Raw genomic sequence first — 13,737 nt, 5'->3', positions numbered from 1 at the left:
GAGCGGATAAAATATAACGCCCTATTCAACTGTCTTACATGTAACCGAAAAAGACATTGCGTTGCTCCAGAAGAGACCCTTCATTTAAGCTGTTACTTGTAGGCCATCGTCGCGTTCACGGCCTTTTTCCAGCCCTCATACAAGCTGCTGCGCGTTTCTTCATCCATAGCGGGGGCAAAAGATCGCTCCACCCTCACACGCTTGCGCAGTTCATCCATGCTCTTCCAATATCCAATCGCCAAGCCTGCCAGACATGCGGCTCCCAGTGCCGTCGTCTCATGGATCACAGGCCGCTCTACTGTGGCATCCAGAATATCGCTCTGGAATTGCATCAGAAAATTGTTCAGCACGGCTCCCCCATCCACTCGCAACGTCTTCACGGCAATGCCGGAGTCAATTTCCATCGCGGCAAGCACGTCTTTCGTCTGGTAAGCAAGTGCCTCCAGTGTTGCACGAATAAAATGTTCTTTCGTGGTACCCCGTGTCAGGCCAAACATCGCTCCACGCACCTCACTATCCCAGTACGGACTGCCCAGTCCGACAAAAGCAGGTACCAGATACACCCCTTCCGAAGAGGACACGCGGGCTGCATAGGCTTCGCTGTCTTTGGCTTCACGGAACATGCGCAGACCGTCACGAAGCCACTGGATCGCCGAGCCCGCTACAAAGACACTCCCCTCCAGCGCATATTGCACCTTGCCTTCCTCCAGCCCCCAAGCGATGGTTGTAATGAGTCCGTGCTTGGATTCCACGGGTTGATCGCCCGTGTTCATCAGCATGAAGCAACCTGTGCCGTAAGTATTTTTGATCATCCCTTTTTCGTAACAAGCCTGACCAAATAGAGCCGCCTGCTGGTCACCTGCTGCGCCAGCAATCGGTATATTTTGACCAAAGAAATGATAATCCACGGTGTGCGCGTATACCTCGGAAGAAGGCCGTACCTCAGGCAGCATGTTTTTTGGCACACCTAGAATGTCCAATAGCTCTTCGTCCCACTTTAGCTCATAAATATTATACATCAGCGTTCTGGCTGCGTTGGAATAGTCGGTCACATGCGCCTTGCCGCCGGACAGCTTCCAGATTAGCCACGAATCAATCGTACCGAACAGCAAGTCGCCTCGTTCCGCCTTTTCGCGCGCACCTTCTACATGGTCCAGTATCCACTTCACTTTTGTGCCAGAGAAATACGGGTCAATCAACAGCCCTGTTTTACTGTGGAATAGCTCTTCATGCCCTTGCTGCTTCAGTTCTTCGCAGATTTCCGAGGTTTGGCGTGACTGCCATACAAGTACGTTATACACAGGTAGTCCTGTATTTTTGTCCCACACCGCTACCGACTCACGCTGATTGGTAATGCCGATGGCGGCAATCTGCTTCGCTTTTACACCGGATTCGGATAGACAGGATGCAATGACCCCCAGAATGGAGCTCCAGATTTCATTCGCATTCTGTTCCACCCAGCCGGGATGAGGAAAGTATTGCGGAAACTCCCGCTGAGCCGAGTACACCACATCCCCTTTACTGTTGAACAAAATCGCTCTTGAGCTGGTTGTTCCCTGATCCAGTGACAAAATATATTTTTCCATCGTTAATCTCCCCCCTGTAATGAAACCATTTTATGCTGTCATTTTATGAGCTTTATCACTTTTATAAGTACGGCTGAAACGAAAGGTAACCATAAGCACTACTACAATCATACCCAGCACAATCCAAAAGCTGGAGTCATATTCCCTTTAAATACGATCTGGTAAAACAACCCTCGAAAGCGCCCCCAAACAATGACCCTACAATCGGCAGCAACCAATGCACAAGACGCGGCCCCAAATCTCTAGCCGGATTAATAGCATAACCTGTCGTCCCGCCCAAGGACAAGCCGATGCTGACAACCAGAAAACCCACAATGACTTTTAGCCGCCCGCCTTGCCGAAGCCCTTGGAATCCAGTCATAGCCCACAACAATAACATCAAAAGAGCTTGAATAAGACGATATTTACAGTAAAAAAAGAAGTGTCCTCCCAACCTGTAGTGGCTGAGGGACACTCCTTTATGAGTTGACTGTTTGTCCTTTTTCTTCTATGTCTATGGCTGCTCCGGCACTGGCACCGGCAAGCATTCCCTTTTTCTTGTTGGGGTACAGGGAATCCATATAGGTACGGGTCTCAGCAACTACAATTCCCGACAAGCCAAGCAGTGCAATCAAGTTCGGGAAGGCCATCATGGCGTTAAAGATATCTGCCAGCAGCCAAATGGCTTCCAGCTTGATGAACGCGCCTCCTGCTACCAGAGCGATGAATAGATAGCGATACGGTTTAATCCACTTGACCCCAAGCAAATATTCAACGCAGCGCTCCCCGTAGTAGTTCCAGCCAAGTATCGTTGTGAACGCAAATAAAATAAGGCTAATCGTCACGAGCTCTGCCCCAGCCGGAAAGGCACTGGAAAACGCATGCTGGGTCATCAGACCTCCATCATCATTTCCACTCCATATTCCTGTAACTAGCAACGTAAACCCTGTCAGATTACAAATAATCATCGTATCGATAAATACGCCTGTCATGGATATTAGCCCTTGCTCCGCAGGCCATTTGGTTTTGGCAGCTGCGGCTGCAATTGGTGCACTGCCCAGTCCGGCCTCATTGGCAAAAATACCTCTGGCTACCCCGCTTCGCATCGCCAGCATAATCGTGGCTCCGGCAAAACCACCAGTCGCGGATGTGGTCGAGAAAGCCCCTTGCAATACTAAAGCGATCGCATGAGGCAGCTCTCCTGCAAACTTAATGAGAACGATTAAACAAACTACGATATAGAGCCCCGACATGAATGGAACGATCTTTGTGGATACCTTGGCAATACTTTTGAGTCCTCCAATCGTTACAACAGCCGTTAACACGGAAATAACGATTGCTGTAACTACTGTTGGTATTCCAAAGCTACTTTCCGTAGAAGAAACGATAGCCTTTACTTGCGGAAAAGTACCGATTCCAAATAGCGCTACAAGAATACCAGAAAAGGCAAACAACATCGCCAGCGGCTTGAAACGGCGGCCAAGCCCTTTTTCAATATAATACATGGGTCCACCCGAAAATTGTCCGTTCCGGTCTTTAACACGGTATTTAACGGATAATAATCCTTCCGCGTATTTGGTTGCCATTCCGAAAAAAGCTGCAACCAACATCCAAAATAATGAGCCGGGTCCACCCAGTTTGATCGCAGTCGCAACGCCAACGATACTTCCTGTACCTACAGTAGCTGCGAGTGCTGTACTCAATGCTCCAAAGCTACTGACATCCCCGCTGCCTTCATCCGGCGCTTTACCAATTAGCTTGAGCGCCAGGGGCAATCGAACAACCTGAAGTAGCTTCAGACGGATCGTTAGCCACAACCCAGTGCCCATGACGAGAATTAGAAGCGGCGCTCCCCACATCCAGCTGTCAATCATTTCTAGCACATGTACCAAATTCATTTCAACCCGCTCCTCTAGCATATTAAAAAACAAAAAAGAGTCAAATCCGCTGATTCGACTCCTGGAGAGGTTAAAGGCACGAAAAAATACAACCATCTTGTGCAGGATTCAGCCACTAACAGCTCATAAAAAAGCCTAGGGCATCCCCTGTCACAGGTTATTCGCGTCTCTGTCCTTTTGCCTGAGAGTTTAAGCAGATGATATCTGCGGTGCACCTTCGGCGCCCAATTAAGGGTCTCTCCAGAGTTCTGTCCGTTTACGGTCCCGCTTGTTGCTGTAATCAGCCCAAGCACCTGAGAGTTTTGCCCCTTCGGTCGGAACTTACGTTCCATCTCCCGCAAACATCAACCAGACATATGAAATTGTTTTTATTATACAGAAAACTTTCAGCTTTTTACAAGTGAAAAATTTGTGAAGGTGTTTCGTTTTTTTAGGACGAGCCTATAAAATAAGGGCGGACTTGGCCGAATTCATCCTCATGATGTTCTCAGCCGCACCCACCCCCAGACCATATTGGGTTATATTCAGTTAACTTGGATTACAGTTCTTCTCCGTTAGTGACAATTACATTTTTGTACCAGTCAAAAGAGTCCTTCTTGGAGCGCTTCAGTGTTCCGTTACCGTCATCGTCCATATCAACATAAATAAATCCGTAACGCTTGGACATTTCGGAAGTAGACATACTCACAAGGTCGATAGGCCCCCAACTGGTGTAACCAATCAAATCCACACCGTCCGTAATCGCTTCCTTCATTTGGGCAATATGCTGGCGCAAATAATCAATGCGATACGTGTCGTGAATGGAGCCGTCTTCTTCCACCTTGTCATATGCACCCAAGCCGTTTTCCACGATGAACAGCGGCTTTTGATAGCGGTCATATAATGTGTTCAGCGTAACACGCAGGCCGATCGGATCAATCTGCCAGCCCCAGTCAGAGGATTGCAAATACGGATTTTTCACGCCTCCAATCAGGTTCCCCGCTGCCTTCTCACCTTCCGGACCTGCCGAGACAGTCAAGGTCATGTAATAGCTGAATGAGATGTAATCGACCGTGTTGTTTTTCAGAATCTCGGCATCGCCGGGTTCTGTGTGCAAAACAATATTATTTTCTTCAAAATAACGGTTCATATAATTTGAATATTCCCCACGGGCATGTACATCCGTAAAGAACAGATTCATCTGGTTTTCATGCTGACTTTTCAGCACATCCTCCGGGTTACACGTATGTGCATAGCTTTCCATACGAGCCAGCATACAGCCGATTTGAGAGCCAGGAATAATCTCATGTCCTCGTTTTGTCGCCAATGCGCTCGCCACAAACTGGTGATGCAGGGCTTGATAGATGGCTTGTTGCTTGTTATCTACACGGTCAATGACCACACCACCACCTGTGAACGGACTCATCGTCATCACATTGATCTCATTAAAAGTCAGCCAGTACTTCACTTTATCCTTATAACGTGTAAACACCGTTTCGGCATAATTGACGTAGTGTTGTACCACTTCACGACCAAGCCAGCCATTATATTTCTGTGTCAGACCTAGCGGTGTTTCGTAATGGGACAATGTCACCAGTGGCTCTATCCCATACTTACGCAGCTCGTCAAATACATTATCGTAAAATTGCAGTCCTGCTTCATTCGGCTCCGCATCATCACCATTTTGGAAAATCCGCGACCAGTTAATGGACATGCGGAATACCTTAAAGCCCATTTCCGCAAATAATGCGATATCTTCTTTGTAATGATGAAAAAAGTCCACACCTTCGCGCTTTGGAAAACGGGCATTTACCTTGCCAGCCAAAATGTCTTCAAGTCGCTCGGACGAAATCTCTATAGCATGATCGTTTGTGCGCTCTGCTTTGGGTACATAGGCAATTACGTCCGCACTGGACAATCCTTTTCCATCTACGTCAAAGGCGCCTTCCAATTGGTTGGCTGCGGTTGCCCCGCCCCACAGAAAGTTTTTCGGAAATCCTTTTAATATCTTAGTCATGGGATGAGAGCCTCTTTTCTTTTTTTAGTTATTTTTGTCCATCTTCAAAATAAATGTCATTTTGATAACGCAGCTCATTGCTGATCTTCTGAACCTCAATGCTCAATGACTTCAATTCTTCGTAGCGGTCCTTGTCCTTTTCGGCAATGATCCGATAAAACTCCTGAGCCTCGTAAAACATGAAATGATGCGTTTCCAGAGCACTTACAGTATCTGTTTCCTGAGTACGAACATCCAGAACTGTTACGTCCGTGATACCAGAGACACCACTGGAGATCATAGTGGCCTGGTCCCCGTAAATTTCAACACGGTTGGTGGTTACAGCATTTTTGGCCAGTTGGATCACCAGTGTAAAATCGGGATACGACAGTAGGATCGGGCCGCCCAAATCCACGCCATTCTCATGCTTTTTGGCACAGTACAGGCCTGATGTCGGGGCTCCGAGCAAATCAATGGCAAAATACAGCGAATACACACCCAAATCCATTAATGCACCCCCGCCATAAGACAGAGAAAAGATATTAGGAGTATCTCCTGACAGCAACTGATCATACCGGGAGGAAAATTGCATGGAGTACAAGGTGCCACCCTGGATATTGCCCACGCGCTTCAAGTTGTCCTTAAGGCACAAAAAATTAGGCTCATGGATATGACGAACCGCTTCCAGCAGGTAGCAGCCATTTCGGTTAGCCAACTCGTAAGCCTCCTGCAATTCCTGCTCTGTCAGGCTAATCGGTTTTTCGACAATCGCATGTTTGCCATGCTCCAAAAATAGACGCGCTTGCGCCATGTGCAAGGAATTGGGGGTAGCAATATAAATGGCATCCATATCGGATTGAGCCATTTCTTCCAAACTGTCATACAGCGTAATGTTTTCAAGCTGGCACTCGGCGGCAAAAGCTGCGCCTTTGTCCTTATTTCGAACAAAGAGTGCTGTAATTTCCCAGCCGCCAGCTTCTTTCACGGCTTTAACCCATTCTGTGCTGATCCACCCTGTTCCAATTATTCCAAGCTTCATATTAGCGTAACTCCTTTCTTGATAACGAACCTATCGCCGGAAATCAACGATGGACGGGGAAGGCTGCTTAAAGCCGTTTTCCAATATTTCGATTGTCAGCAAAATGTCCTCGTCCTTAACCAGCTTGGGTGCTCCGTGGACAATGGACTCGTACAACGAGTCATACAATTGCCCATAATCTCCTACTGGCGTAGCAAGTGTTTCCTCGATAGCTTCACTACTGCCGGGCGGCACGTATTTAAGTTTGCCATAGGAAGCGGGATTATCCAGTCCGAAACCTTTCATATCCGGGGTCTTGCCGGCTTTCAGCCAGGTTTCCTGCTGATCATCTCCCCATTTGACGAAGCTGCCCTTCGTGCCGTGAATAGTAAACTGCGGGTAAGGCAGGCACACCACCAGAGAAGTTTTTACAATCACTTTTTTGTCCGGGTAATATAATATAGTTTCATTGTAATCATCAGCGCCATGAGGAGTATATCGCAAGTATTGCCAGAATAATACCACAACATGAGGAACGTTTTTTTGAAATGCATCGACAGATGCTATAAACTAGACGTAATGCCCTCATAAGCATCCTAAACGTTGTAACGCGTATCATGTCAAATATTTTTCATATGTGAGGAGAAGCAGCATGTCGAATCTTGATCAAATTGCCAAACTGGCGGGCTTTTCCAAAGCTACGGTATCCAGAGTGTTAAACAAGTCCCCCCATGTGAGCCAGGAGACGAGAAGCAAGATTTTGAAAATCATGCAGGAGCTGGATTACGTTCCCAATCGGAACGCCGTTTCCTTATCCAAGGGTCAGACCCTTCAAATTGGCATCATCACTTCAACCATTAATGAAATTGTTCTCGCATTTCTGAACAGCTTTGTAGAGGTAGCGGCCCAGTACGAATTTCAAACGATTATTTATACTTCGGAAGAAGATAAGAAGAAAGAGCTTCAGGCCTTCGAAGATCTAAAAAGAAAAAGAGTTGATGCGCTGGTCATCATTTCCTGTGTAAATGATACCGATTTGTTAAGCACTTATTGCAAGTATGGCCCGATTGTGTCGTGGCAACGAATGGATCATACCGATATTCGCTCCGTCGCCATGGACCAGTACGAAGGGTACATGCTGGCGCTAAAACACTTGATACAAAAAGGCTATACTCGTATAGCCAATGCCTTTGGCCGCCCAAGCAGCATCAACACCCACAGCAGACAACGATCCTATGCGTATATCATGGAGCAGCATAATCTTCCTGTATTGCAGCATTGGAATCAATCTTCCATCTATAACATCCGTGATGGCGAACAGGTGGTGCGTGATTTGTTACAATATCGGGACGAATTCCCACAGGCTATTCTGTGCTCCAACGATTATGTGGCGGTTGGTATTTTCTGCGAAGCCCGCAGACAACTGCTGAGCGTGCCGGAAGATCTGGCGATCGTCGGGTTTGATAACACGGAGCTCTCGCATACGATGGGGATTACAACCGTTCAGAATCCAATTGAGGCTCAGGCACAAAATGCCTTTTACATGCTTTCCCCTCAGCTCCTAGGTCGCCAAATGGAACTGCACCACCTGCAATACAGCCTCATTGAACGCACAACTACATAGCGTAACGCTTACCTGGGGCTAGGCGAAATGACCTGTGTTTGTAATGTTTTTTGTCGAATAAGAATAAAATATGTTGAAATCGCTTTATATTGTGCTACAATAGCACTATATAAAGGATTGTGACCGGTAATGCGGGCAATGCCTGAGTTCAATTGAGTGCTATTGCTAACAATAGTGTTGAATTGTGCTTAGGCATTTTTTATTGCTAAAGGATGGGAGGAGGAACTTCAATGATTATTGAGAAAGTACTCAATAACAACGTCCTGTTGACTAAAAACGACAAAGGCAAAGAGGTCATCGTGATGGGAAGAGGCATTTCCTTCAAAAAGGTGGCTGGAGACCAAGTCGATGATGATAAAATAGATAAGATTTTCATGTTAAATGAAAACGAGTTCACGGCCAAGCTTACCGAGCTGCTAAACGATATTCCCGTATCTCATCTGGAGGTCGTGAATGAAATCGTAACCCATGCAATGGAAGTGCTCGATACGGAATTAAGCGATAATATTTATTTAACGCTGACCGATCATATTCATTTTGCGATACAGCGTCAAGAAAAAGGGCTCGCGCTCCAAAACGCGATGCTGTATGAGATTAAGCGCTTTTACAAGAAAGAATATGAGGTTGGGCTGGAAGCTTTGCGAAAAATTGAAAATACGCTTGGAGTGAAACTGGGCGAAGACGAAGCGGGCTTTATCGCATTGCATATGGTGAATGCTCGGATCGACGGTAACGAAATGAAGTCTACGCTGAAAATGACCGAGATTGTTCAACATATATTGAATATTATTACGTATCATTACGGTATTGTGCTGGATGAGTCCTCTTTTAGCTATTCGAGATTTTTGACGCATTTGCAATATTTTGCGATGCGGGTGATTCGTAAAGAGGTCATTCACAGTGGAGAAGAATTTTTGTACAACCAGGTAAAACAGACGTATACCGAAGCTTTCGCTTGTGCGCAAAAGATCAATGAATATCTGGAAAAAACATACGATCAATATTTAAGCAAGGACGAATATGTATATCTGACCATTCATATTCATCGAGTGACCGAGCGGAATAACATTGCCAAGTAACAAGTCGAATCATAAATCTGGCTAAAAACTTCATACCCTCATCGTTCATGGATTGTGACTGGTAAGGCAGGCAAAACCTAAACTGATGGTGAAATCGGCGTTTCCTCTATGGAGAGGGTGCGTTGTTTTTACCACGAGTTTAGGTTTTTCTTGTTTACAAGGTTAAAAAGATGCACGCCGGCGCATCTTAGCAACATGAAGTAAACAGAAAGTCCTATCCATAACAAGAATAACCCATAAGGAGTTCTGAACATGAGCGATAAAGAGCTATCCAGAAAAATAGTGACCCTCGTTGGCGGCGAAGAGAATGTCAATTCGGTATTCCATTGCGCTACACGCTTGAGATTTAAATTAAATGATCGTACCAAAGCAGACAAAGCTGCATTGGAGGCAACGCCCGGTGTCATTACGGTGGTTGAAAGCAGCGGCCAGTTTCAAGTTGTCATCGGCAACAATGTAGGTCAAGTATTTGAGCATATGATGGCAGAAACGAATTTGCAGGATGCCGAAAATGAAGGCGAGAAAAAGGAAGAGTCTTCCGAAAAAACGAACTTTCTTGGTAAAGCCGTCGATATCATTTCCAGCATTTTTTCGCCTCTCTTGGGCGCTCTTGCCGGAGCCGGTTTGCTCAAAGGGATTCTGGCATTAATTTTGTCACTCCATTGGATTAATGATAAAAGCGGTACGTATCTGATCCTAAGCGCTGCTTCGGACAGCGTATTTTATTTCCTGCCCGTATTTCTGGCTGTTACATCGTCCCGTAGATTTAAGACAAACACCTTTGTATCGGTCGCAATCGCCGGAGCTCTGGTCTATCCGGCGGTTATAGCGGCGGTGAGCAACCCGGAAAGATTGGCATTTCTGGGTATTCCGATCATTCTGATTAATTACAGTTCCAGTGTTATTCCAATTATTCTCGCAGTCTGGGTTCAGTCCTACGTGGAACGCTGGTTCAATTCCTTTATCCATCAATCGGTGAAAAATATTATCGTTCCGATGCTGGTTTTGCTGGTCGTTATTCCGTTGACATTCCTGGCCTTTGGTCCAATAGGTAACATGATCAGCCAAGGCTTGGCGAACGGCTTTACCTGGATATACAATTTAAGCCCGCTGGTCGCTGGTGCTATTGCCGGGGCGTTCTGGCAAGTGTTTGTTATTTTCGGCGTGCATTGGGGCTTCGTTCCGGTCATACTGTCGAATATTGCAACATTGGGTTATGACACGATGCTTCCGATGCTTACAGCAGCCGTACTTTCTCAGGCTGGTGCAACATTCGGCGTATTCCTGAAATCCCGAAATACTCAAATGAAGGCTTTGGCAGGTTCCTCTACGCTGGCGGCTGTTTTCGGGATTACAGAACCAACGATTTATGGAATAACTTTGAAATTGAAAAAGCCATTTATTTATGCTTGTATTTCCGGTGGTATTGGCGGGGCTATTATCGCTTCCGGCGGAGCGACTGCAAAATCCTTCTCACTGCCTAGTTTGCTGGCGTTGCCGACCTACTTCGGAGCAGGATTTTTGTGGGTTATCATCGGCTTAGTCGTTGCCTTTGTACTTGCAATGGTGCTAGTTATGGTATTGGGCTTTGATGATCCAAAAGAAGAAGCTGTCCAAGCAGCACCAACAGCTGAGAAGAAAGAAACTGTGATCGAGAAGGAAATTCTCGTAAGTCCACTGCAAGGTAAAGTGTTGCCACTCGAAGAATCTTCTGATGTCGCATTTGCCTCAGGGGCTATGGGTAAAGGAATTCTAATTGAACCTACAGAGGGCATACTGACTTCACCTGTAAACGGAACAATTACGACGGTATTTCCGACCGGACATGCTATCGGTATTACTTCCAATGACGGAGCAGAAATTTTGATCCACGTTGGCGTGAATACAGTGAAGCTGAAGGGACAATTTTTTGACAAGCGCGTAAAAGAAGGCGACATCGTTACTCAAGGACAACTGCTGCTCGAATTTGACATTGAGCAAATTAAAGCAGCAGGTTACCCGACGACTACGCCGATCATTGTGACGAATTCTGCTAAGTACCTGGATGTTCTGAAAACAGCAGAATCTGAAGTGAAACGTGAAGACTACTTGATGACAGTCGTTATCTAATCATGAATGAACACAGTAACATTGTCTTCACGTATAAAAGAAGCTTCCCTTGCGGGGAGCTTCTTTTGCGTTTCCTCCCACTACAGCTTATGTTTGCCCTCAGTCAAGTACTTTACAAATATATCCTTTTCATATTTATGTCATGATTCGTAGAAAAAAAGTAAATATGAGACAAGTATTACAGCGAAAAACGGAAAAATTGTTTATGGTGTGTATAAGACTGTTAAATAAAGGAGGATTTCTGTGAAAAAAGGATATATTATCGGTTTAAGCGTGATCGTGCTGCTCGTCATTGCTATCGCTATTTCGGCTGTGTTCAAGTTTCAGGATCTGGAGCAGGTTGTTCAGCAAAAAGACAAAGAGATTCAAGTGAGTAAAAGCAATTATCCCGAAATATACGATCATTTGAATGCAGTTACAGTTGATGGTTTTAAAAACCTGATCCAGCAGGATCAAAGTGTGTTTGTCTATGTTGGCAGACCGAGCTGCGGTGACTGCAACCGATTTGAGCCTAACTTTAATAAGATGATCGAGCAGTATGATCTGGGCTCCAAAATCACTTTTTTAAATGTTCACAAAATTCATAAGGACAAGCCTCAGTGGAATAAATTCAAAGAGGAATACAACATAAAGTATACCCCCACCATTGCGGAATTCAGACATGGCAAGCTGGTAGATAAAGTAGAATGGACACCTGAAGGGGACCTCAGTACGGATGTGGTAAAAGAATGGCTGATTTCCAAGAAACTGATTTTATAAGCATCGTCCTTTACCGTGTCTTACGGACAAGCTTCGATGCAGAAAAAGGTATTCACGCGTTCACCGCATGGATACCTTTTTGGAGAATTTTCAGATGATTTAAGGTTTTGAAGAAAAACAGTTCCTAACTCGCCTTCACTACCTTATGATAGCATCGTCTGTACCGGCTGGGTCCTATTATTATAGATTTACTTCATACGATATCTAGTGTTAAATGGAGTCGGGAAATTCGTATCTAATAATATCGGTTTCTGACACAATATGCCCCATTTGAGATTCGATGAACTCCAAATCCCCCTCGACAGCACCTATATAATGCTTCGTACCCGACTCTACGACGATAACCTCACCGGGGTTGACCGTTTGCGTAATTCCATCGATACAGACGCTTCCCACCCCTGACACAATAGTCCAAACCTCTTTACGGAACAGATGCTCATGATAACTGATAAATCTTCCAGCAGAGATGACTACCCGTTTGGTGACTGTCTGTAAGCCGCTGGTCGCTTGTTGGTGGGACAACACCGTTTGTTTCCCCCAAAAACGCTCCTCAAAGCGAGGGCCAATCTCAATTTCTGTCACCATATCCTTAATCCCGGTGGACGACTGTCGATCGGTCACCAGCACACCATCCGGTCCGGCAACGACGATGATGTCCGGGACATTCCATATGCTAACTGGAATCTCCAGTTCATTGATAATATGCGAATCATGAGAAGCTTCCGAAATATAGCCCGGGCCGCTCAGCTCCGAGCTCATTTCCCGCACCAGCGAATCCCACGTTCCTAAATCCCTCCACTCCCCATGATATGGAAGCACCGAAAGCTGACGGGTCTGCTCCACCACCGCAATATCGAAGCTGTTTTTGGGCAATTCTGCATAATTTGTCGAAAGAGATTCATAGTTCGATGATAGACCCTTTTGCTCCAGCGTGTCCAGTAAAAAACCAAGCCTGAAAGCAAACACACCGCAATTCCATAGTGCCCCCTCCCGGATCAGCGCCTCCGAACGGATCAGATCCGGCTTTTCCACAAATGAGCTAACCCTGAGATACGGCTGATTGGGGGAGGGAGATGACGAAGGAACAATATAGCCATATTTGTCAGAAGGCTCCGTTGGAACAGCTCCCATGAGTGCGATGTCACTCCCGGATTGCTCCAATATAGATGGGAGCCTGCGTAAATGCTCGAAAAACTCATCCCCCGCATATCCGTCCACCGGCATGACCCCTACAATCTCATCGCGTGACGCACCTGCCTTGTCATGTAAGTAGGCCGCAGCCAAGGAAATAGCCGGAAATGTATCCCGCCGGGTTGGCTCCTCAATTACCACAGCGTCCGCCCCAATTTGCCCACGGATCAGCTCAGCTTGAGTTCCACTCGTTGAAAAATAGGCCTCCCCTGCCAAATTTGCTTCAGATAACTGCCGCCAAATCCGTTGCAGCATACTTTCAGGTCGTTCGTCATGACGCAGAATGGTAAGAAACTGCTTGGGGCGACTCTCATTGGACAAAGGCCAGAGACGTTTACCAGAACCTCCAGATAATAAAATCATTCGCATTTATGCAACCTTCTTCCTCTAAATTAATAAACACATGCCACCTGGCACTGTTCGTTTTTCATAAATATGCCGATTACATAAGTATGCATAAATCGCAATTTATGCATGATTACATCATGTATTTGTATATTTGTTTGTACAGGAGCTGTC

10 protein-coding genes, 1 pseudogene and 2 riboswitches are annotated in these 13,737 nt (G+C 45.9%); of the genes and pseudogenes, 4 read left to right on the top strand and 7 right to left on the bottom strand.

All coding sequences use genetic code 11. From position 1 onward, the window contains the following. Positions 1–92: 92 nt before the first annotated feature. The 6 genes and pseudogenes from glpK to ACIFQM_RS13745 all read right to left on the bottom strand — a co-directional run bounded on the left by glpK (position 93) and on the right by ACIFQM_RS13745 (position 6,981). Complete coding sequence (glpK, locus tag ACIFQM_RS13770; RefSeq protein ID WP_430048310.1) at positions 93–1,586, bottom strand: glycerol kinase GlpK; 1,494 nt, start codon at positions 1,584–1,586, stop codon at positions 93–95. A gap of 30 nt (positions 1,587–1,616) precedes the next feature. Further along, positions 1,617–1,947: pseudogene (locus ACIFQM_RS13765) on the bottom strand (aquaporin). Between the two features lie 97 nt (positions 1,948–2,044). Next, a complete protein-coding gene (locus ACIFQM_RS13760) occupies positions 2,045–3,463 on the bottom strand; it encodes an alanine/glycine:cation symporter family protein (protein WP_430044205.1) in 1,419 nt (472 codons plus the stop codon). 159 nt (positions 3,464–3,622) lie between these two features. After that, a riboswitch (glycine riboswitch) is annotated at positions 3,623–3,717 on the bottom strand. A 17-nt stretch (positions 3,718–3,734) separates the two neighbouring features. Beyond that, a riboswitch (glycine riboswitch) is annotated at positions 3,735–3,811 on the bottom strand. Positions 3,812–4,001: 190 nt separating this feature from the next. Then, on the bottom strand, positions 4,002–5,459 hold the full coding sequence (locus ACIFQM_RS13755) for a glycoside hydrolase family 1 protein (protein ID WP_430044203.1): 1,458 nt from the start codon (positions 5,457–5,459) through the stop codon (positions 4,002–4,004). A gap of 28 nt (positions 5,460–5,487) precedes the next feature. Beyond that, positions 5,488–6,477, bottom strand: a complete 990-nt coding sequence (locus ACIFQM_RS13750) for a Gfo/Idh/MocA family protein (protein WP_430044201.1) — start codon at positions 6,475–6,477, stop codon at positions 5,488–5,490. A 30-nt stretch (positions 6,478–6,507) separates the two neighbouring features. Further along, positions 6,508–6,981, bottom strand: coding sequence for a Gfo/Idh/MocA family oxidoreductase (locus ACIFQM_RS13745; protein ID WP_430044199.1), 474 nt, complete (start codon positions 6,979–6,981; stop codon positions 6,508–6,510). Positions 6,982–7,108: 127 nt separating this feature from the next. Between ACIFQM_RS13745 and ACIFQM_RS13740 the strand changes: the two genes are divergently transcribed. From ACIFQM_RS13740 to ACIFQM_RS13725, 4 genes are all read left to right on the top strand, one after another. After that, a complete protein-coding gene (locus ACIFQM_RS13740; protein ID WP_430044197.1) occupies positions 7,109–8,080 on the top strand; it encodes a LacI family DNA-binding transcriptional regulator in 972 nt (323 codons plus the stop codon). A gap of 230 nt (positions 8,081–8,310) precedes the next feature. Then, positions 8,311–9,159 carry a BglG family transcription antiterminator LicT gene (gene licT, locus ACIFQM_RS13735; protein ID WP_430044195.1) on the top strand — a complete coding sequence of 283 codons (849 nt, stop codon included), beginning with the start codon at positions 8,311–8,313 and terminating at the stop codon, positions 9,157–9,159. A 252-nt stretch (positions 9,160–9,411) separates the two neighbouring features. Next, positions 9,412–11,268 carry a beta-glucoside-specific PTS transporter subunit IIABC gene (locus ACIFQM_RS13730; protein ID WP_430044193.1) on the top strand — a complete coding sequence of 619 codons (1,857 nt, stop codon included), beginning with the start codon at positions 9,412–9,414 and terminating at the stop codon, positions 11,266–11,268. Between the two features lie 243 nt (positions 11,269–11,511). Beyond that, on the top strand, positions 11,512–12,027 hold the full coding sequence (locus ACIFQM_RS13725; protein ID WP_430044191.1) for a thioredoxin family protein: 516 nt from the start codon (positions 11,512–11,514) through the stop codon (positions 12,025–12,027). Positions 12,028–12,237: 210 nt separating this feature from the next. Here the strand turns inward: ACIFQM_RS13725 and ACIFQM_RS13720 are convergent, their stop codons facing one another. After that, a complete protein-coding gene (locus ACIFQM_RS13720) occupies positions 12,238–13,587 on the bottom strand; it encodes a sugar phosphate nucleotidyltransferase (RefSeq protein WP_430044190.1) in 1,350 nt (449 codons plus the stop codon). Positions 13,588–13,737 lie beyond the last annotated feature (150 nt).

Source organism: Paenibacillus sp. NRS-1782 (assembly GCF_050467685.1).
Lineage (GTDB): Bacteria > Bacillota > Bacilli > Paenibacillales > Paenibacillaceae > Paenibacillus > Paenibacillus terrae_A.
Note: the sequence above shows the minus strand (reverse complement) of the source record. Positions and strands in the feature narration are given on the sequence as shown.

Bases quoted from the DNA above. Each gene is read 5' to 3' on its own strand.
- glpK (WP_430048310.1), bottom strand. From the start codon at position 1,586: ATGGAAAAATATATTTTGTCACTGGATCAGGGAACAACCAGCTCAAGA.
- ACIFQM_RS13760 (WP_430044205.1), bottom strand. From the start codon at position 3,463: ATGAATTTGGTACATGTGCTAGAAATGATTGACAGCTGGATGTGGGGA.
- ACIFQM_RS13755 (WP_430044203.1), bottom strand. From the start codon at position 5,459: ATGACTAAGATATTAAAAGGATTTCCGAAAAACTTTCTGTGGGGCGGG.
- ACIFQM_RS13750 (WP_430044201.1), bottom strand. From the start codon at position 6,477: ATGAAGCTTGGAATAATTGGAACAGGGTGGATCAGCACAGAATGGGTT.
- ACIFQM_RS13740 (WP_430044197.1), top strand. From the start codon at position 7,109: ATGTCGAATCTTGATCAAATTGCCAAACTGGCGGGCTTTTCCAAAGCT.
- licT (WP_430044195.1), top strand. From the start codon at position 8,311: ATGATTATTGAGAAAGTACTCAATAACAACGTCCTGTTGACTAAAAAC.
- ACIFQM_RS13730 (WP_430044193.1), top strand. From the start codon at position 9,412: ATGAGCGATAAAGAGCTATCCAGAAAAATAGTGACCCTCGTTGGCGGC.
- ACIFQM_RS13720 (WP_430044190.1), bottom strand. From the start codon at position 13,587: ATGCGAATGATTTTATTATCTGGAGGTTCTGGTAAACGTCTCTGGCCT.